This window comes from Streptomyces sp. NPDC025793 (assembly GCF_055558375.1).
In genome coordinates this window covers 1-19,344 of the sequence record NZ_JBVHMR010000079.1, presented here as the reverse complement: position 1 = coordinate 19,344, position 19,344 = coordinate 1, and the positions used below count along the sequence as shown (strand labels likewise).

The 19,344-nt window shown below is 70.0% G+C and carries 15 protein-coding genes and 1 pseudogene; 11 read left to right on the top strand and 5 right to left on the bottom strand.

The annotated features are described in order from the left end of the window. Positions 1-637 precede the first annotated feature (637 nt). The 4 genes from ACZ4MF_RS46580 to ACZ4MF_RS46565 all read right to left on the bottom strand — a co-directional run bounded on the left by ACZ4MF_RS46580 (position 638) and on the right by ACZ4MF_RS46565 (position 4,825). On the bottom strand, positions 638-1,210 hold the full coding sequence (locus ACZ4MF_RS46580) for a DUF4232 domain-containing protein (RefSeq protein ID WP_467500214.1): 573 nt from the start codon (positions 1,208-1,210) through the stop codon (positions 638-640). A gap of 410 nt (positions 1,211-1,620) precedes the next feature. After that, on the bottom strand, positions 1,621-2,295 hold the full coding sequence (locus ACZ4MF_RS46575; RefSeq protein ID WP_467500212.1) for an MFS transporter: 675 nt from the start codon (positions 2,293-2,295) through the stop codon (positions 1,621-1,623). 402 nt (positions 2,296-2,697) lie between these two features. Next, a complete protein-coding gene (locus ACZ4MF_RS46570; protein WP_467500210.1) occupies positions 2,698-3,774 on the bottom strand; it encodes a carbohydrate kinase family protein in 1,077 nt (358 codons plus the stop codon). Further along, positions 3,767-4,825, bottom strand: a complete 1,059-nt coding sequence (locus ACZ4MF_RS46565) for a LacI family DNA-binding transcriptional regulator (protein ID WP_467500208.1) — start codon at positions 4,823-4,825, stop codon at positions 3,767-3,769. Before ACZ4MF_RS46565 ends, ACZ4MF_RS46570 begins: the two co-directional genes overlap by 8 nt. Positions 4,826-4,974: 149 nt before the next feature. Between ACZ4MF_RS46565 and ACZ4MF_RS46560 the strand changes: the two genes are divergently transcribed. The 8 genes from ACZ4MF_RS46560 (at position 4,975) to ACZ4MF_RS46525 (ending at position 14,523) form a co-directional block, all read left to right on the top strand. Continuing rightward, on the top strand, positions 4,975-6,099 hold the full coding sequence (locus ACZ4MF_RS46560; protein ID WP_467500206.1) for a substrate-binding domain-containing protein: 1,125 nt from the start codon (positions 4,975-4,977) through the stop codon (positions 6,097-6,099). Positions 6,100-6,245: 146 nt separating this feature from the next. Then, positions 6,246-7,280 (top strand): ABC transporter permease, encoded by a 1,035-nt coding sequence (locus ACZ4MF_RS46555; protein ID WP_467500204.1) that lies wholly within the window; start codon positions 6,246-6,248, stop codon positions 7,278-7,280. Then, positions 7,277-8,059 (top strand): ATP-binding cassette domain-containing protein, encoded by a 783-nt coding sequence (locus ACZ4MF_RS46550; RefSeq protein ID WP_467500202.1) that lies wholly within the window; start codon positions 7,277-7,279, stop codon positions 8,057-8,059. The genes ACZ4MF_RS46555 and ACZ4MF_RS46550 overlap by 4 nt, the downstream gene beginning before the upstream one ends. A 17-nt stretch (positions 8,060-8,076) precedes the next feature. After that, positions 8,077-9,090: an aldose epimerase family protein gene (locus ACZ4MF_RS46545; protein WP_467500200.1), complete on the top strand. Its 1,014-nt coding sequence runs from the start codon at positions 8,077-8,079 to the stop codon at positions 9,088-9,090. 812 nt (positions 9,091-9,902) lie between these two features. Next, positions 9,903-11,198 (top strand): cation:proton antiporter, encoded by a 1,296-nt coding sequence (locus ACZ4MF_RS46540; protein ID WP_467500198.1) that lies wholly within the window; start codon positions 9,903-9,905, stop codon positions 11,196-11,198. Between the two features lie 186 nt (positions 11,199-11,384). Continuing rightward, a complete protein-coding gene (locus ACZ4MF_RS46535) occupies positions 11,385-11,606 on the top strand; it encodes a hypothetical protein (protein ID WP_467500196.1) in 222 nt (73 codons plus the stop codon). A gap of 319 nt (positions 11,607-11,925) precedes the next feature. Further along, positions 11,926-13,728 carry an ABC transporter ATP-binding protein gene (locus ACZ4MF_RS46530; protein ID WP_467500194.1) on the top strand — a complete coding sequence of 601 codons (1,803 nt, stop codon included), beginning with the start codon at positions 11,926-11,928 and terminating at the stop codon, positions 13,726-13,728. A 210-nt stretch (positions 13,729-13,938) separates the two neighbouring features. Then, positions 13,939-14,523 carry a TerD family protein gene (locus ACZ4MF_RS46525; RefSeq protein WP_467500192.1) on the top strand — a complete coding sequence of 195 codons (585 nt, stop codon included), beginning with the start codon at positions 13,939-13,941 and terminating at the stop codon, positions 14,521-14,523. 468 nt (positions 14,524-14,991) lie between these two features. Here ACZ4MF_RS46525 and ACZ4MF_RS46520 read toward each other — a convergent pair whose 3' ends face one another. Further along, positions 14,992-16,242, bottom strand: a complete 1,251-nt coding sequence (locus ACZ4MF_RS46520; protein ID WP_467500190.1) for a DUF418 domain-containing protein — start codon at positions 16,240-16,242, stop codon at positions 14,992-14,994. Between the two features lie 676 nt (positions 16,243-16,918). Between ACZ4MF_RS46520 and ACZ4MF_RS46515 the strand changes: the two genes are divergently transcribed. The 3 genes and pseudogenes from ACZ4MF_RS46515 to ACZ4MF_RS46505 all read left to right on the top strand — a co-directional run. Continuing rightward, positions 16,919-17,599 carry a response regulator gene (locus tag ACZ4MF_RS46515; RefSeq protein WP_467500188.1) on the top strand — a complete coding sequence of 227 codons (681 nt, stop codon included), beginning with the start codon at positions 16,919-16,921 and terminating at the stop codon, positions 17,597-17,599. After that, complete coding sequence (locus ACZ4MF_RS46510; protein WP_467500186.1) at positions 17,596-18,714, top strand: sensor histidine kinase; 1,119 nt, start codon at positions 17,596-17,598, stop codon at positions 18,712-18,714. Before ACZ4MF_RS46515 ends, ACZ4MF_RS46510 begins: the two co-directional genes overlap by 4 nt. A gap of 439 nt (positions 18,715-19,153) precedes the next feature. Beyond that, positions 19,154-19,344: pseudogene (locus tag ACZ4MF_RS46505) on the top strand (S1 family peptidase); the annotation flags it as partial.

Sequence of the window (19,344 nt, the reverse complement as noted above, 5' to 3'; positions counted from 1 at the left end):
TCCAGTGGCTGACGTACTACAACGCCCGCGGGCGCCACGGCAGCCTCGGCTACCTCTCACCCGTCGAGTTCGAACAGCAGCATCGGGCAGAGCATAGACTGACCCTCGCGGGATGAACCCCCGTGTCCACACTCCGGGGGACGCCTCGATCGACGACTGACATCGGGCCCGCCTCCAACTGTGGTGGTGGGGTGTTGGGGTGCGTGCGGGGGTGTTCACCTGGGTTCATGGGCGGATGGTCGTGTGCGGGAGTGGGCCGCCGGTCTCGTCTGAACGTTCGTGAACGGCGGTGAATGAGACGGAAACCGAGACGGTGGCGACCGGCCGGGTACTTGCTCCTGCCCAGGTGAGCGCTCAAAGGTAACTCGCCACCGCGGTCTCGGTTCGAGGTTGGGGCGAGCCGTACCCGCCCGAGGTGTTCCCAGGGTGTCCCGTGCCACTGGATCTTGACCGTTTGCCATCGGACTTCGACGGACGCGAGTTTGTGTCATCGGAGTTTGATCACCGCAGGTCAGCGACTCAGCGCACCGAAGGTGAGCTGAGTCGCTGACCTGCACTTATGTGCAGTTCCTCGTAAACGTGCAGGTCATAGCCTTGCGATCGTCGTGCAGGCTGCTCGATTTGTGGGGATGGGGGGTCAGGAAGGCTTGACCGCCGAGACCGGGGTGACGGTCACCTTGTTGTCGCACTCGGCCCACACCCCGTCGTTCAGGGCGACCTGGTGCTTCCCGGAGTGCGGCAGCCCGATGACCATCGTCGGATACGTCACCGGGTCCTTACCCGACACGCAGTAGCCGTCGGCCTCCCCCTGGACCTGCACGAAGGTCAGCTTCACCCATGCCTTGCCGTGCGGCCGGACCGTCACGGTGGCCGCCCTGCCGGTGGAGCTGACCTTGAGCGGGGTGTTGTGGGCGGGGGAGCCGTTGCCGGCGCCCGCGACCGTCGGATGGCCCTTCAGGACGCACGTCCTCCGGGAGACGTTGGTGAACTGCACGACCGCCGCCCCGGTCCCGGTCCCGACGGGTCGGTGGACGGCCTGCCAGGCGCTGACCTGGAGGGTCGAGGCCGGGCAGGCGGGCGGCGGGGTGGAGGTGGTGGTGGTGCTCGCCGCCATGGCGGTGCCGGGCAGGATGCCGGTCACCGCCGCCGCGACGGCCGTGACCGCCGTCGTCGCCAGAGCCGCCCTGCGAATGCCGTTGCTGTGACGCATGTTGTCGTCCCCCTGAGTCGTCTCGTCCGCGGGTTTCGGTCGTCGGTTGTTGCCCCGCGGTACGCGTGGTCGTGGTACGTGAGTGCAGACAGGGCGGGAGAGCGGCAGGGTTCCGTGCGGCGACTTCTTGTGACGGAACGGTGACGACAGGCTGCACCCGTGCAGATGGCCGTCTGGGCAGACAGAAGCACCTCCATCGCGCCACGGGTTTTACCGCGGCCCCGGCGCGCACCGAAGGTGAGCTGAGTCGCTGACCTGTGGTGATCAAACTCCGATGACACAAACTCGCGTCCGTCGAAGTCCGATGGCAAACGGTCAAGATCCAGTGGCACGGGACCCAGGCACTGTCCTCTGCCACCTGAAACGGGATCTTTGCTGGCCTGAAAAATCGAACACATGCTTGAATTCGGTCATGCGACCGTTTCCCGACGACCTTGCCCAGGCGCAGCAGGAGTGGAGTGCCACCTACCGGCAGCTTGCCGAGCGACCCGGCCGTCCCGAATCGCGTCGGCGTCTGTACCGGCTGTCGGCTCAGCTGTTCTTTCATCCCTACTGGCAGGAACAGCGTCCGGGCCCTGCGGCGTGGCGGAAACTGCGTGATCGAGGACGCTCAGGCGGGGACGTGAGGGAGCGGCTTCAACGATGACGCGCCGGTATGCGGGGCCGCATGCGCCGGATGATCCTGAAGGCATGTCCGGCGCGATTCGCGTGATCGTGCATCCGCCGTCGCCCCCGGGTGGTCGGCGCGTACGCGTGGATGCCGTGTAGTGCCCTGCGGTGACAGTGGCATTGATGGCAAAAGTGAGCAGCAGACGGGCGTTGGCCAACGCCTTGAGCTGGGCCGACAGGCCGAACACAGGCTCCGGTGTGGGCTCCGGCACCAGTCGGACGGCCGCCATCAGGACACCCATGGTCAGGGCGGCCAACGCGCCGTAGACGGCACGCCAGCCGAACACGTCTCCCAGCAGAGTGCTCGCGGGAACCCCGACGACGGCGGAAACGCTGATCCCTGCGAAGACGATGGCGACCGCACGTCCGCGCCGCTCAGGGCCGGTCAGTGTCGTGGCCAGGGTCAGGGCCGTCACCGCCTACATCGCGGCGGCGGTCCCTGCGAGCATCCTGGCCACCAAGAGAACCGGGAAGTACGTGGCGAGAGCGGTGACGCCGTTCCCGGCATTCGAGCGCAACCGATGCCCCCACAAGGACTTGTCGACGGGACAGATGACTCGTCATCGTGGTGAGCCCGGGGCCCAGCAGTGCGACGGCCACGGCGTACGCGGAGACGAGGGTGCCTGCGGCCCGGTGGAAACCTGCAAGTCGGCGCTGATGGCGGGCAGTAGTCCCGCGATGCAGAGGGCGGCGCGTGGTGGGCCCCGGACGGTGGCCGAGGACGACTCGGTGTCGCACCCTGCTCGGTCTGCTGCGCCCGGCGTACAACACGGTGGGTGTCACCGAGGCGACAGTGAACTGAGCAGTCGGCGCGGCCGTCAGCTTTTGACGGACTGCACTGGCTCCAGAGCCGGGTTCTCCGTGCCCGCCGCCCGGTCGGTGCCGTCGGCGAAGGACAGATCCGCCGCCGTCAGGGGCGCTCGGGCAGGCAGGTCGGGGCGGGGCAGAGCGGTGGGCGGGTCGGCGCCCAGGCGCTCGCAGGTCAGAGCGGAGACGAGGATCGCGTCGTCCACGGCGATCCTCAGCACGCCCGGGTCGGCCGTGGCCAGCGTCTGCGGGATGTGCAGTCCGTGGCGGGTCAGGGCGCCGAGCAGCCCGGCGGTGAACGCGTCGCCCGCGCCGACGGTGTCCACCACCGCGACCTTCCGCCCGGGACGGCTCAGGCTTCCCGCACCGGCGTGGAAGGTGTGAGCGCCGTCGGGGCCGTCGGTGATGACAACGAGGAGTGCGCCCAGTCCCAGCCAGTGCGCGGCGATCCGCTCGATCGGCGTGTCCGGGTAGAGCCACTCGACGTCTTCACGGCTGGCCTTGACCAGGTGAGCGGTGGCGACGCTGCGTTCGACGGCGTGCCTGCCGTGCTCCGGGTCGCCCAGGAGGGCGGGGCGGACGTTGGGGTCGTAGCTGATCAGCGTCGTGCCCACGGCACGCAGGCGCTGGGCGACGCTGTGGACGTGCTCGGCGGCCGGCGGTGTCCAGGAGGCGACCGAGCCGAAGTGCAGTACGGCGGTGTCCTGCGGGGTGCGGGCGGTTTCCGCGTCCGTCCACTGCCAGTCGGCGGTGCCGTCCAGGTAGAAGTCGTAACTCGCCCGGCCTTCCGGATCCATGGAGACCACGGCGAGCGTCGTGGGCTCGGCGGCGGCCGGTGCGTACGTCAGATCGACGCCCTCGGCGACGGCGTGCGTGCGCAGCATCCGGCCGAAGGTGTTGTCGGCCAGCCGTGCCATGAGCGCGGTGCGGTGTCCGAGCCGGGCGAGGCCGACGGCGACGTTGAACGGGCTGCCGCCGGGCCTGGCGCGGTAGTCGCCGGGTGCGTCGAGCTGGACCAGGTCGATGAGGGCTTCGCCGATCACGGTCACGGCCGGGAGCGGTGCGGCGCCGGTTACGGCTTCAGTCATGGCAGGGCCCTTCGGCTGGGATCTCGCCGGAGCCCCGCTCGATCAGCCGGGTCGGCACGGTGACGGTGCGGGTGGGCGACTCGTCGCCGTCCAACCTGCGGAAGAGCATCTCGGCGGCTGTCCTGCCCACCTGCTCGACGTCCTGGGCGATGACGGAGATGCCCGGGCTGAGGATGTCGGCCAGCGGGAAGTCGTCGAAGCCCACCTGGGCGACGGTGTCCTGCAGGCCCATGGCGCGCAGCGCGCGGACGGCGCCTATGGTCACGAAGTTCTGGCTGGTGAACAGTGCCGTCGGCGGATCGGGCAGGGCGAGGACCTGCTCGGTCGCGGCGACGGCGGCCTCCTCGCTGGACCCGACGTGGCGCACGATGTCGTCGTCGTATGCGATGTGCGCGACTTCCAGGGCGTGCCGGTAGCCGTCGAAGCGCTGGGCGGCGGTGGGGATGGACGCGCGGTCGCCGAGGTAGGCGATGCGCCGGTGGCCGGCTTTCAGCAGGTGGTTGACGGCGGTGAGGGCGCCCTGCCGGTTCTCGGAGACGACGGCGTCCGCATCCAGGAGGCCGGCCTCGCGGTCGACGAAGACCATGCGGGTGCCGGTGTGCTGCTCGTTGATGAGGTAGCTCTGGTCGCGTCCCGCGGGGACGATCACCAGCCCGTCGACCCGGCGGTCGACGAGCGCCTGGGCCAACTCCCGTTCGCGCGCCGGGTCTTCGTCGAGGCTGCCGACGAGCACCAGCACTCCGCGTTCCCGGGCCACGTTCTCCACGGTGCGGGTCAGGACGGCGGAGAAGGGGTTGGCCGCGTCCTCGACGAGCATGCCGATGGTGGCGGTGCGGCCGTCGCCGCGGCGCAGGCTGCTGGCTGTGAGGTTGGGACGGTAGCCCAGTTTGTCGGCGGCTTCCCGGACCCTGGTGACGATCGCGGGATCGACGGTGGGGACACCGTTGAACACGCGTGAGACGGTTTTGATGGCCACTCCGGCCAGCGCCGCGACCTCACGCATGGTGGGGCGGCTACGGGTGGACCTGGGCGCGGCCTCGCCCTGAGTCATCGTTGTCTCCAACCGGTTGTGCGTTACCTACTCGTTGCCCGCGCATGTCTATCAGCGTCTTGACGGGCTCGTCCATACGGGCCCAGTATCTCGCCCAGTCAACGTTGTCTCAGCGTCGGCCAAGGGACGGCTCCGAAAGGGATCAAGCGATGAACATCTCCTCCAGCCAGGTGTCGGGCCGCCGCAGTCGGCGTACCGGAGTGGCCGCGATCGGCGTCAGCGTCTGCCTCGGCGCCACGCTCGCGGCCTGCGGTTCCTCGAACGGAAGCTCCTCTTCGTCCGCGTCGGGCGGCGGCAAGGTGGGGGTCTCGCTGATCCTGAAGACGCTCACCAATCCCTACTTCGTGAGCATGGAGAAGGATGCCAAGACCCAGGCGGCCAAGGACAACGTGAGTCTCACGGTGGCGGCGGGCAACACCGACGGCGACACCCAGACCCAGATCACCGCCATCGACAACGCCATATCGCGTGGCGACAAGGGCATCCTGATCACCACCAACGGCGACGCCGTGAACGCCGCGCTGAACCGGGCCAAGCAGGCCGGCCTGTTCGTGATCGCCCTGGACACCGCGCCCAACCCGGCCGACGTCGCGAACATCACCTACGCCACCGACAACGAGCAGGCGGGCAAGCTCGACGGGCAGTACGCCGCGGCCGCCCTGAACGGCAAGCCGGCGGTGATCGCCATGCTCGACCTGTTCAACAACCAGGTCGTCTCCGTGGACATCAACCGCGACCACGGCTTCCTGGAGGGCATGGGCATCGACCCGGGCAGCAAGACCGAGAACGGCAAGGAAGCCAAGTCCGGCAAGTACACCGGCGGCAAGGGCGGCACCTACACGATCGCCTGTCACCAGCCCACCCAGGGCGCCATCGACGGCGGTCGCACCGCGATGGAGAACTGCCTGTCGGCCAACCCGGACATCAACGTCGTCTACGCGATCAACGAGCCCGCGGGGGAGGGCGCGTACAACGCGCTGAAGGCGGCCGGCAAGGAGAAGAACGTCGCGATCTACGCGATCGACGGCAGCTGCGCCGGCCTGAAGAACGTCACCAGCGGCGAGTTCGCGGCGGACGCGGTGCAGTACCCGGGCAAGATGGCGTCCCTCGGCGTCGACTCGATCGCGAAGCTGGCCCGCGGCGGCAGCAAGCCCAGCGTGACCGGCGGCAAGTCCTTCTACGACACCGGCACCGCCCTCGCCGCCGCCAAGCCCCTCGGCGGCCTGAGCGTCCAGTCCCCGTCGCAGGCCGGCTCCGCCTGCTGGGGCAACTGACGCCCCGAGCGGGGTGCTACCGCCCCGACCGGGCGGCTGTCCCGAGCCCGGTGCGGCGCCGGAAGCCACCGTGATGGCACCGGCGGCGCACCCGCACCGCACGAGCCCATGAGCCCGTACCAGGGAAGACACCGGAAGGACCCCCTGTGACCACCCACGCGGACCCTCAAGCCACACCGGCACCGGCGGAGGAACTCCTCAACCGGCCCGCCACCCTCACCCAGCGCATCCACTCGGTGCTGCACCGCCAGCCGGCCCTCAGCCCGGCGATCGTCCTGGTGCTCGCCGCTGTGGTGTTTTCCCTGGTCAACGACCGCTTCTACGCGCTGCAGAACCTCTCTCTCGTCATCCAACAGGTGGCCGTCATCGGTTCGCTGGCCGTCGGGCAGACGGTCATCATCCTCACCGCCGGCATCGATCTGTCCATCGGCGCGGTCATGGTGCTCGCCTCGCTGCTGATGTCGAAGCTCGTCGCGGACAACCACTGGCCGGGCGTGGTGGCCCTGCTCGCCGGGGCGGCCGTCGCCATCGCCGCGCAGGCCCTCAACGGACTGCTGGTCACCAAGATCAAGCTGCCGCCGTTCATCGTCACCCTCGGCACACTGAGCATCTTCACCGCGGTCACCCTCATCTACGCCAAGGGCCAGACCATCGCGCTGCAGCCGGGCAACATCCTGATGTGGACCGCCAACACGGTCTCGCTCGGGCAGCTGAACCTGACCAACGGCGTCCTGATCATGATCGCCCTGTACGCGGTGATCGGCTACGCCCTGCGCTACACCGCCTGGGGCCGGCACCTGTACGCCGTGGGCGACGACGTCGAGGCGGCCCGCCTGGCCGGCATCTCCGTCAACCGGGTGCTGCTCAGCGCCTACATGGTCGGCGGTTTCGCCATCGCCGTGGGCGCCTGGATCCTGGTCGGCCGGGTCGGCGGCGGTGACCCCAACAGTGGCCTCAACGCCAACCTGCAGTCCATCACCGCGGTCGTCATCGGCGGCACCAGCCTGTTCGGCGGACGCGGAGTGGTGCTCGGCTCGCTGATCGGCGCTCTCATCGTCCAGGTCTTCGTCAACGGCCTCGCGCTGGCCGGCATCGACCCCAACTACCAAGTCCTCGCAGTCGGCATCCTGGTGATCGCGGCTGTCTCCGTCGACCAGTGGATCCGGAGTGTGAAGTCGTGACCACCGCCACCACCCCCGTCCTCGAGGCCAAGGGCCTGGTCAAGCTCTTCGGCAAGGTCGTCGGCCTGAACGACGTCGACCTCACCCTCCACCCCGGCGAGGTCCTCGCAGTCATCGGCGACAACGGCGCCGGCAAGTCCACCTTGATCAAGTGCCTGTCCGGAGCCCTCGTCCCCGACCAGGGCAGCCTCTTCGTCAATGGCGAGGAGGTCCACTTCAAGCGGCCCCAGGACGCCCGCGAAGCAGGCATCGAGACGGTCTACCAGACCCTGGCCGTCGCCCCCGCGCTGGACATCGCCAGCAACCTGTTCCTCGCCCGGGAAGTCCGCCGCAAGGGCGTGCTCGGCTCGGTGTTCCGCATGCTCGACACCAGCGAGATGAAGCGCCAGGCCGCCGACCACATCAAACGGCTGGGCATCGGCACCCTGCAGAACATCAACCAGGCCGTGGAAACCCTGTCGGGCGGCCAGCGGCAGTGCGTGGCCGTCGCCCGCACGGCAGCCTTCGGCGGCCGCGTCGTCATCCTCGACGAGCCCACCGCCGCCCTCGGCGTCCGCGAGACCGGACAGGTCCTCAAGCTGGTGCGCGACCTGCGCGACCAGGGCCTCGGCATCATCCTCATCAGCCACAACATGCCCAACGTGTTCGAGGTCGCCGACCGCATCCACATCCAGCGACTCGGAGGCTGCGCGGGCGTGATCACCCCACAGTCGCACTCCATGGAGGACGCGGTGGCCATCATGACGGGCGCGAAGAAACTCGCCCCCGAAGCGAGCTGAAGGGAACACCAGGGGACATGACCGCCGAGTACCGGATCGCCGAGGACCGTCTCGGCGGCGAACCCACCCTTGTCGTCTCCGCACCCGACGATTCGGCACGCGCCGTCCTCGCCCTGCGTGGAGCGACTCTGCTGAGCTGGCAGGTCAGGCACGGCACGGCAGGCCGGCTGAAGGAACTGACGGACGGCTACCGCGACGAGAAGGAACTCCTCTCCCAGGACGGCGTACGCGCCGGCCTGATGGCCCCCTTCACCAACCGCATCGCCGACGGCCGCTACCGGTACAACGGACACGACCACGACCTGCTCCCCGGCCACCACGCAGACCGCACGATCTACCACGGCTTCGCCCGCGAGACACCGTTCGCACTCGCCCACGCCACCACGACAGCCGAGTCCGCCCGCTTGCTCCTTCGCACCACGAACATCAGACCGGGCCGGTGTCCCGGATACCCCTTCGCCCTCGACCTCGAAGCCGAATTCACCGTCACCGCCCGGGAACTGGGCATCGCGATCCGCGCGACGAACGTGGGCGACACCACCTGCCCCTACGCGGCGGGCTGGCACCCCTACTTCACCTTGTCGCGCTCCATCGATGACCTGGTCCTCCAGATCCCCGCGCGCGCCGTGATCCGCACCGACGCCTCCCTCATCCCGCTGGCCGGCGAGGATGCCCTGCTCTGCCTGGACGAATGCCCGGGCATGGACTTCCGGATGCCGAAACGCCTGGACGACGCGGTCATCGACGCGTGCTACGCGGACCTGACGCCCGGCCCTGCGGGGCGGGTCGAGACGGTACTTGCCGACCCTGCGACCGGCGAGGAACTGCGGGTCTGGCAGTACGGCGGATACATGCACGTCTTCACCGGAGACACCCTGGCCCGTGACCGGCGCGCCGCCATCGCACTCGAGCCCGTCGAGACCATGACCAATGCCTTCAACCGCCCCGAACACGCCACCGCCCTGGCCCTGGAACCCGGGCAGCGCCGCGAGTTCACCTTCGGGGTCGGGCACCGGGCTCCGGGAACCTGAGGCGGTCGGTCGTCCACCGCTGCCCCGATGAGCTGTGCCAGGGAGCACGTGGCTCGTAGGGAACCACCGACTGCTGCCTCGCCGACGCCTTGGGCCATTGCTGCCCCTACACAGCGGCGACCTGAAAGGCCGATCGCGTCCCTCTTCGTGGTGTAGCCGATCAGCCCGCGCCGGCCTGGTCCCGGCCCTCACCGCACTGACGGAGGCCGCCGCCGACCTCGACCCCGGCCTCCCCCCGACCACCGAGGCGGGCCGCCTGGCGGGGGTGCTGGACGATCCACTGAATCCGGCGCCGTAGGGAGGGCTGTCAGGCAACTCCCTTGGCCGGTACGGGACTTGGGGCGGTGGGCACAGGGGCCGAGTGACATGAGTCCGCTGAGGGGGCTCGACGAGCTCCCACTGCTCGTCGGTGCACTCTGACGTGCTGGTTCTGCGGGCGAGTCGCTGTGGCCGCGAAAAGTGACCAGCAGGTTCGTCGTCCGCCGGGTGGGCTCCCATCAGGATGGTGGGTTCCAGCCTGTCGGCGGGGCGGATCCCGCTGATCGGCGGAGTGGCTTTCGGCGAACGGCGCGCTGGGATGAGAAGGGCGACGGGATCGCGAGGAGCTGCTGAGTTGTCAGCGCGGGGGCCAGGGCCCTGCCGGTGCTGGGACAGGCTCCGGCGGCGGCGTGCCGGAGCCAGGCGTCAGGGCCGGTGCGGTTTGCCGGGCCTCGTCCGTCGTACCGCCTGCCCGTGCTCACGCCAGCCGGCGCCTTTGCGAAGGCCCAGATGGAGTGGCCGCTGGTCTGTTCCGAGTTCTGAAGTGGATGCAAATGATCTCTGTCCTGATTGTGATCACCACGGTGGTGGCGGGCTGGTCGCTGGTCGCCGGGCGGCTGGAACAACGGCATGTGCGGGCTCCTCTGGTGCTGGTGCTCGCGGGAGTCGTCACGGGGGTGTTCACTCACAGCCATATCGCTGTCACGTTGAACTCCGAGGTCGCTCAGCATGTGGCTGAGGTCATCCTGGCCGTCCTGCTGTTCGTCGACGCAACCGAGCTGCCGGGCGGGCGGCTGTTCGGCAACGACCCCGGCTCCGCCGCGCGGGCACTGCTGGTGGCCCTGCCGCTGAGCCTGATCACGATGGTGCTGCTGGGAACGTGGCTGCTGCCCGGGCTGCCGGTGGCGCTGCTGCTGCTCATCGCGTGCACCATCATCCCGACCGACTTCGCCCCGGCCGAGACACTGGTCCGCGACCGGCGTATCCCGGCGAGGGTGCGCAGCGTGCTCAACGTGGAGAGCGGCTACAACGACGGCATCGTGTCGCCCCTCTTCCTGTTCGCACTGATCCTCGTCGGCACCGACTCCGTCACCCACACGCCCGCGCAGGCCCTCGGCACGGCCGTGCCGTTCGCACTGAAGGCCCTCGTGGTCGGCTTCGTGGTGGGGGCGCTGGTGGCGTGGCTGATCAACCGGGCCGACCGCGCGCAGTGGATGACGGAGCAGTCCCGGCGGATCGTCGTGCTGGTCACACCGCTGCTCGCGTACACCGCGACCGTGGCGATGAACGGCAACGGCTTCGTGGCCTCGTTCGTGTGCGGGATCGCCTTCCGCTACGTCAGGCAGGCGCCGGTCCGCCGACGGGCCGCTCCGGCTCCGCACGTCTCGGACTTCCAGCTCATCGAGGACACCAACTCGATGATGACGATGTGCATGTGGTTCTTCTTCGGCAATGCCGTGGTGCTCGCCGTGGGCGAGGGCATCCACTGGCCCACCGTCGTGCTCTGCGTCGCCGCGCTCACCGTCGTGCGCATCCTTCCGATCATGCTCGCCTTCCTCGGCTCGACGTTCACCTGGCGAGAGAGGCTCATGGTCGGCGCACTCGGACCACGCGGCACCACCTCCATCGTGTTCGGCCTGCTCGCGTTCAACGGTCTGCCGGACGGGCCGTACGCCGACACCGTCCTGTACGCCATGACCCTGACGGTGCTGGGCAGCGTTGTGCTCCACGGCGGCGGTTCGGTGGTCATCGCCCGGTCCCTGACCGGCCCGCCCCCGTCGGCTGCCGGCGCTCCGGGCTCCCCGGGGACCGACGAGCCGGACTCAGGGGTCGCCGCCATGCGGAGTTGACGTGCCTGGCGGTGCTGTCGTGCCATGCGGTGCTGCGATGTCATGTGGCGCTGCCATGGTTGCGGCGCGTCCGCCTCGCGGCCCCGGCGGCTCCTACCCCAGGCTGGTCTTCTCCAGCCACTCGGCGGGGGTGGCCCCGACAGTTGCCGGATGTGCGGAAAGCGGCCGGGCGTCCAGGCTGGAGGCATGACACAGCATGTTCGCACCAGGGAGCCCGAGACCGCCCTCGGGGCATCGGCCGACACCGAGGTGTCGGGCCGTGACGTCACACCTGGCAGAGGGGGGTTGCTGGAACTTCTCGGCCTGACGCTGGCGGCGGGCGCCGGGGTTCTGTTCGTCGTCCGTCCTGAGTTCTACGAGGCAGGGGTGCACATTTTCGCCGCGCGGGCGGCCTCACTGGTTCACTGAGCCGGCGATCGGAGATCTCCTTCGGTGTGTAGGCGGCGGTGCCGCCCTTGATCTCGATGAAGCCGCTGACCTGGCTCGGGCTTCCCTGCCCCTGCCTCCCCCTTCGCCGGCTTCAGTTGCTCCGGTTCCACTGTGTGCAGGCGGTTCCAGCCTGGTGGCGTGTCCGGGAGTTCTTTGGCAGGGCGTTGGCGACGGCGGCCGCTGCCCGGCCGTCGTACGCCCTGATCTCCGTGATGCCGTTGTGCACACGCTCGCTGCCAGAGCTGTGGAAGTGGCCCGCCGACGCGGTGCGCGGCCGATCACGTAGGAAGGGAGTTCTGTGAACACCGCATCGGCCCAGGAGACGACGGGTGCCGAGTCCCTGCGCGCCCGCGAGACGCTCAAGGCGCTGTACGGGTACGTCCGTCCGCACCGGTGGGCCGTCGTGCTCGGTCTGCTGTGCGCGCTGACCGGGGCCGCCGGGGGGCTGTTGCAGCCGCTGGCCACGAAGGCGCTGGTCGACCGGCTCTCGTCCGGTGGCACGATCGGCACCATCCTGCTGGCCATGACCGCGCTGGTGCTGCTGAGCATGGTGGCCGAGGCGTTCGGTGCCTATGTGCTGGAACGGACGGCGGAGTCGGTGGTGCTCGCCGCCCGCCGCAGCCTCGTCGGCCGGTTGCTGCGGTTGCGGCTGGCGGAGGTGGACCGGGTGCAGCCGGGGGATCTGATGTCCCGGGTGACCTCCGACACCACGCTGCTGCGGGCGGTCAGCACCCAGGCGCTGGTCTCCGCGGCGACGGGGGCGGTGACGCTCGTCGCGGCGGTCGTGGTGATGGCGTTCCTCGATGCCGTCCTGCTCGGCGTCACGCTCGGGGTGGTCGCGGTCGTCGGCGTGGGTGTCGCCCTGGTGATGCCGAAGATCGCCCAAGCCACCGAGTGCTCTCAGGCCGCGGTCGGGGAGATGTCCATGGGCCTGGAGCGGGTCTTCGGCGCGTTCCGTACGGTGAAGGCGTCCGGCGCCGAGGAGCGGGAGACCGCTTACGTCGAGGCGGCGGCACGCCGGGCGTGGCGCCATGGCGTGCACAGCGCGAAGTGGGAGGCCGTGGCGGGGGCGGCGGACAACCTCGCCGTCGAGCTCGCGTTCCTCGCGGTACTCGCCGTCGGCGGGGCGCGGGTGGCGTCCGGGGCGATGCCCGTGTCGACGCTCATCGCGTTCTTGCTGTACCTCTTCTTTCTGATGGAGCCGGTGTACAAGCTGGTCGACTCCGCGTCCCACTACCAGGAGGGCGCGGCCGCGATCGCCCGGATCGCGCAGGTGGACGGCATGGCGACGGAGCCGAAGGACCCGCACCGGCCGGTGCGGCCCCCGGCCACGGAGGCGGTGCGACTTCCGGCGTCGGTGCGCTTCGAGGAAGTGTCCTTCCGTTACCGGACCGGGCTGCCGTACATCCACCAGCGGGTGGACTTCGAGGTGCCGGGCGGCGGGATGACGGCCTTCGTCGGCCCCTCGGGCGCGGGCAAGTCGACGGTCTTCGCGCTCATCGAGCGGTTCTACGAGGCGACCGGCGGCCGCGTCCTGGTCGACGGCAGGGACGTGACGCAATGGCCGCTGCCGGAGTTGCGGTCGGTCATCGGGTACGTCGAGCAGGACGCGCCAGTGCTGGCCGGCACGCTGCGGGAGAACCTGGTCTTCGCCGCGCCCGGCGCGTTGGACGACGACATCCGCGAGGTCCTCGCCCGGACCCGGCTCGATACGCTCGTCGAGCGTCTCCCGAACGGTCTGGACACCCTGGTCGGGCACCGCGGCTCGAAGCTGTCCGGCGGCGAGCGTCAGCGCGTCGCGATCGCCCGCGCGCTGCTGCGCAGGCCCCGGCTGCTGCTCCTGGACGAGGCGACCTCGCAGCTCGACACCGTCAACGAGCTGGCACTGCGGGACGCCATCGCCGAGACCGCACGCGAGACCACCGTCCTTGTGGTGGCGCATCGCCTGTCGACGGTCACGGACGCGGACCGCATCGTCGTCATGGACGCGGGCAAGGTCCGCGTGGTCGGCACCCATGAGGAGCTGGTGGAAAGGGACGACCTGTACGCGCAGCTCGCGGCGACCCAGCTCCTGACCACGGTCGGACGCCCCCGCGGGTGAGACGGGCCTGCTCAATGGGCTCGTCTGTACCGACGGCTGTCGGCACCGGGCTGCCCCCCGCCGTGCGGCCGGCGGGCAGCCCGGCGGGCTGGCGTCCGACATCCGCCGGATTGCCGGCCCCACCGCACGACTCGTGAGGCTGAGAACAGAGCCTCTGCCAGCACGCAGTTCGTTTCCCCGCCCAGTCCGTCACTTCACCCTGGAGTGTCCATGCCCGTACTCATGGCCAAGGGCCGGCAGGTTCCGCTGAACAGGCCGGACGGCCGCCCGCTGAGCCTGATGCGGATGGGCATCGGCTGGCAGCGCGCTCCGCGCTCGGGGCTGCTCGGCGCCCTCGGGCTTCATCGCCGTGGCCGCCTCGGCACCTGCGCCGTGCTGTACAGCCACGGCCAGTTCCTCGACGTGCTGTTCGCCGACACCCCCTGCAACCCGGACGAGTCCATCGAGCACCTCACCGGTCTCATGGCGGAGGACACCGCGGGTGAAGGGGACACCGAGTCGTTCTTCGCCCGCTTGTCCCGGCTGCCTCCCCACGCGGACCGCATCGTCTTCGCCGTCAGCTCTTTCGACGGCAGCACCTTCGAGACGGTGCACCGCGCGCACTGCCGGCCCGTCGACGAGAGCCTGGGACACGAACTGGCCCGGTTCGCCTTTCCCGCCACCGGCCCCCACACGGCACTGATCATGGCGGGAGTAACCCGCGCAGCAGGCGCCTGGACCATGACGGCCGTCGGTGAACCGGCGACCTGCACCACTTTCGCCGACCTCCTCCAGGCCATCGAACGCCATGGCTGAGCATGCGTGCACGATCCCAGTACCACACGGCTATCCTTCGCCAGGAACTGACGCCCTGGCTGGCAGCGGCCTGCCCGCGACAGGGCAGTGTCCGGCCGTGCTCGGACGGAAGTCGGCGGGGTATCGCGACGGTCGGCTTCCGCTCGCCCAGGGCGTTCGCCTGTGGGGTTGGCACGGACGGCTGGGCATCCACCACACCGCGCCCGACAACGGGCGCTTTTTGAACTTCGGGCTCTCGGCCAGCCTGGGTGCGTGCGTCGTGCTCTCAGCCACGCCGGCGGCAGTCTTGTCCTGACTCGCACCAGCCCGTACAGACCCTGCCCATGGATGGCCGGTTGGCGCCAGGCGGAGCTGACATCAGTCGGCCAGGACCGCAGCCGAAGCCCGCAAGGGGAATCCCCTTGCGGGCCGGGCCGGGTCGGCCGTCCAGGTCGGGATGGGGCGAAGCCGAGACACCCCGACCGGACCTCACCGGATGTGCTTGGCGGGTTTGGTGGCGGCGTTGAGTAGATACTCCAGGGGTCCGCGGCGGAAGATGCGGGACCAGATCGCGGCGCACACGATCGCCCCGAGGACGAACATGAGCAGCGGCACCCATGACTGCTGGGTGCCGGTCCCGGCGGGCACGGACAGCACGGACTGTGCGACGAAGTGGCCGACGTAGGCCGTCAGGGACATGGTGCCCACGGCGATGACCGGTTTCGCCAGGCGGCGCAGACGCGGCAGGCGGTCCATCAGCACCGTCGCGCCCACGATCACGAGGATCGCGACGCCCACGCTGCCGATGATGTCGAACGTGGTGCCGCTGTGCGGCCCGGCGGACAGCAGATTCGAGAACGACTGCTGGGGCCCCATGGACCCGCTGCCCATGGAGGCCGCCCCGGAGCCACTGGACGACGCCACGTCCTCCGCCGTGCTCCTCAACGCGTTCTTTCCCGCCAGCAGCAGGGACAGGCCGTAGGCGGCCACGACGAGGGCGGCGCCGAGCGCGGCCAGGCCTCGCTGGACGGCGGCAGCGGACAGGTCGAGGCGAGCCAGCGCCATGCCGGCGATCACGAACGGCATCCACGTGAGCGCCGGGTAGAAACCGGTGAGCAGCAGATCGAGCACTCCCACCTCGCTGAGGTGGCGGAGCGGGTCGTAGGCGTTGATGCTCTGCTGGACGGAGTCGCTCAGCCGCGCCGTCAGAACGAACGCCAGTTGCGGCGTGACGAGCGCGAGCCCCGCCGCGATCATCGCGAGGGTCCCCGCGCTCAGTCGCAGCAGGGGCAGGGCGAGGAGGAAGTAGACGCCGTAGAAGCCCAGGATGATCACGCCGCCGTATTCCATCGCCATCGCGGTGCCCAGCGCCAGCAGGATCACGGCGCGGATCGCGATCCGGGCCTTCGCCTGCCGGCCGGCCCGTCCGGTCTTCGGCTCGAAGCGGCCTGCGATCAGCATCAGCGAGAAGCCGGCGAGGGTGGCGAACAGGACCGACGAGTGCCCGTCGGCCAGGTACCGGACCCAGCTGGCGACGCCGTGCGTGGCCGACAGCGGCGGTCCGATGTGCACGATGTACATGCCGAACACCGCCAGCGCGCGGGCCAGGTCCACCCCGACCAGGCGTCCCATCGAGGGACCGCCGGAGACCTGCCCGACGGACTCGGGCGAGGTCCGGGGCCCTGGAGGCGCGTTCTCCTGCGGAGCCGGTGTCTCCTGCGGCGGCGGTATCTGTGTCATACGGAGAATCTCTCGGTGCCGTCAGGGGGCAGACCATCCGGCAGGCTTCGGTAGCACCCCCGCCGACCGGCCGGGTCTGCCCCGCCGACTGGCGGAACAACACCGCTCCCGACCCTGCCGGCGGGCCCGGACGGCCAACCGCCCCGTTTGATGACGGCGTCGGCCACCAGACCGCAGGCCCGGGCAACGCGTCCACTCCACTGTGCCGACCGCCAAGGCGGAGCTCCACGTGTGACCGGCGGCGCGGCCCGCGAACAGGCCCCAGGCGAACAGCAGCACCACGTTCACGGCGAAGGCCACGTACTCGATTCCCGCCGAGGGCCACCACCCCAGGCCGCGCCGAGCAGCAGGACCAGTGCCCGCACCGTCGCCGGGAAACCGGCTGCGGCCCGTAGACCCGGGCGGGCCCACGGACCGATCCCACCGGACGAGAACCGGCCGGCACCGTCCGCCGAGCCTCGCCCACCCGCCCGCCGACGGGCCGGAGCGCTCCCCCCGACCGGCTGGAACCGGTCTGCCAGGTGGCGGGTGTCCACAGCGGCCGCACCGTTGCGCGCCTTGCCCGACGTACTGTCGTCAACAGGCGATCACCGTACGAGAGCGCGGATGCCCCGATACGGGGTGCACGGGTCGCCGAGAAGCTGGACAGAGCAGACGATTGTGAGGCGGAACGCCGGTGATCCGGGTAGTGGTGGTGGACGACGAGGCGCTGGTGCGGTCCGGGTTCGAACTGATCCTGAACGCCTCCGACGGCATCCAGGTCGTGGCGACCGCGGAAGGAGCACAGGCCGCCGACGTGATCCGGCGCGAGCACCCGGACGTCGTACTCCTCGACATCCGCATGCCGGACGTGGACGGCCTGACCGTCCTGCGGGAGATCCAGACGCTGCCCGAGCCGCCGACGGTGGCCATGCTGACCACCTTCGACACCGACGAGTACATCCTGACCGCGCTGCGCTCGGGAGCCGCGGGCTTCCTGCTCAAGGACACAGAGCCCGAACAACTCGTCCAACTCGTCCGCACCCTGGCCGCGGGCGGGGTGGTCATGTCCCCGAAAGCCTCGCGGGCTCTGCTGCGCAGCCATCCGGGGGCCGGCGCGTCCCAGGACGCGGGCGTGGCCCGCGTGGGCCTGCTCAGCGACCGTGAACGTGACGTCCTCGTCCTGATCGCCCAAGGACTGTCCAACGCCGACATCGGCACCCGTATCCATCTGAGCGCGGGCACCGTCAAGGACCACGTCAGCTCGATCCTGACCAAGCTCCGGGTCTCCAGCCGCGTCCAGGCGGCGCTCCTCGCGGAGCGCGCCGGACTGCTCAGCGGCAACGGCGCCAAGACGGCACAGGACAACGGGCGATGAGCGGCCAGGCACTGTGGCGGCGGGTGCCGCCCTGGGCCGTCGACGCGGGCCTCGTCGTGCTCGCCGGGCTCGACGCCTGGGTCAACCTCTACGGCGAGGCGACACCGTTCATGCTGGCCTGCGCCGCCCTCGGCTGCGCCGGACTGCTCCTGCGCAGGCGCTTTCCACTGACCGTCTTCCTGCTGACACTGCCCATGACCCTGTTCATGGACGTCGCTGTCGCGCCGATCGCCGCCCTCTACACACTGGCCACAGGCTCCCGCAACCGCCCGCTGCTCGCCGGCTGCGCCCTGCTGAACGCGGCGGCGGCCACCCTCGCCTGGCCCCTGTCCGACACGCTCTCCCGCGACCGGACCTGGGCGCTCGTCCAGTTCGTCTACACGCTGGCCACGGCCTTCGCCCCGGTCCTGTTCGGCCAGCTCGTCCAGGCCAGACACGACGTGGCCCGCCAGCTCGTCGAGGTCGAAGAGGCCCGCGAACACGAACGTGCCCTGCACGCCCAGACCGTCCTCGCCCGCGAACGCGCCCAACTGGCCCGCGAGATGCACGACGTCGTCTCCCACCAGGTCAGCCTCATCGCCGTACAGGCCGGAGCCCTGCAGGTCGCCGCCAAGGACCCCGACGCCCGCGACGCCGCCCGCACCATCCGCACCCTGAGCGTGAACACCCTCGACGAACTCCGCCACATGGTCACCCTGCTGCGCGCCTCCGGCGGCAAGGAAACCGAACTCACCCCCCAGCCCACCCTCGCCGACCTCCAGCAGCTGATCGCCAACAGCGGCATCAAGACCACCCTGGCCGGCGGGCTCCCGCCCGACATCAGCACAACCGCCCAACGCACCGTCTACCGCACGGTCCAGGAAGCCCTCACCAACGTACGCAAGCACGCCCCCGGCGCCCGCGCCGAGGTGCGCCTGTGGCACGACGCGCAGCACTTCGGCGTCACCGTCACCAACACCGCCCCCACCCGCCCGTCCGTCGCCCTGCCCAGCGCCCGGCACGGCCTGATCGGCCTGAAAGAACGCGCCGAACTTCTCGGCGGCACCCTCATCGCCGAACCCACCCGACAGGGCGGATACAAGATCGAACTACAGGCCTCCACCCGGCCCACCTGAGAAGCCATTGTCTTTCGGGCGGCGAGTTCAACGCCAGGGCCTGGCGTCGTCGACGGTCTCGGCGACGTCCGTTCCGGCTTCGGTGCGCGAAGGTCGGCGTTCCGTACGGACGGAGATCTCGCACTGTGTGTGCCGGCCTCGCCGGGTGATGTCACGGGCCCACACTCCGCAGCCTCGCGGGCGGGCAGCGGCGTGAACGAAGCGTGTTACGGGCGTGAACGCCTGAGCATGAGGCGGGAGTCCGGTCTTGCACACGGGCGTGGTGGGTGTGGACACCGAGGCTCTTGGCATGGACGTGACATCCGCTGTTACGGGTCAGTCCGTCCGCGCCAGGCATGTCCAACCGCCCCCCCGGGCCCGCTTGACTCCCCACAGTCAGGGCCCATCCCCCACGAGAGGCAGTCAGTTGAAGCAGCACCACATATGCCACCGCCGTACGATGCCGGCCGGTGCGGGCGCACTCGCGCTCGCCGCCACCACGGCCCTCACCCCTACCAACGCCCAGGCCGCACCCGTACCCTCGGCGGCCAGACTGTCCCCGGCCGCCGCGACGACCCTGGCGTCCCAGCTCAAGAGCGGTACGGCCGGCGCGTTCTACGACGCCAAGGCCCAGAAGCTGGTCGTCGACGT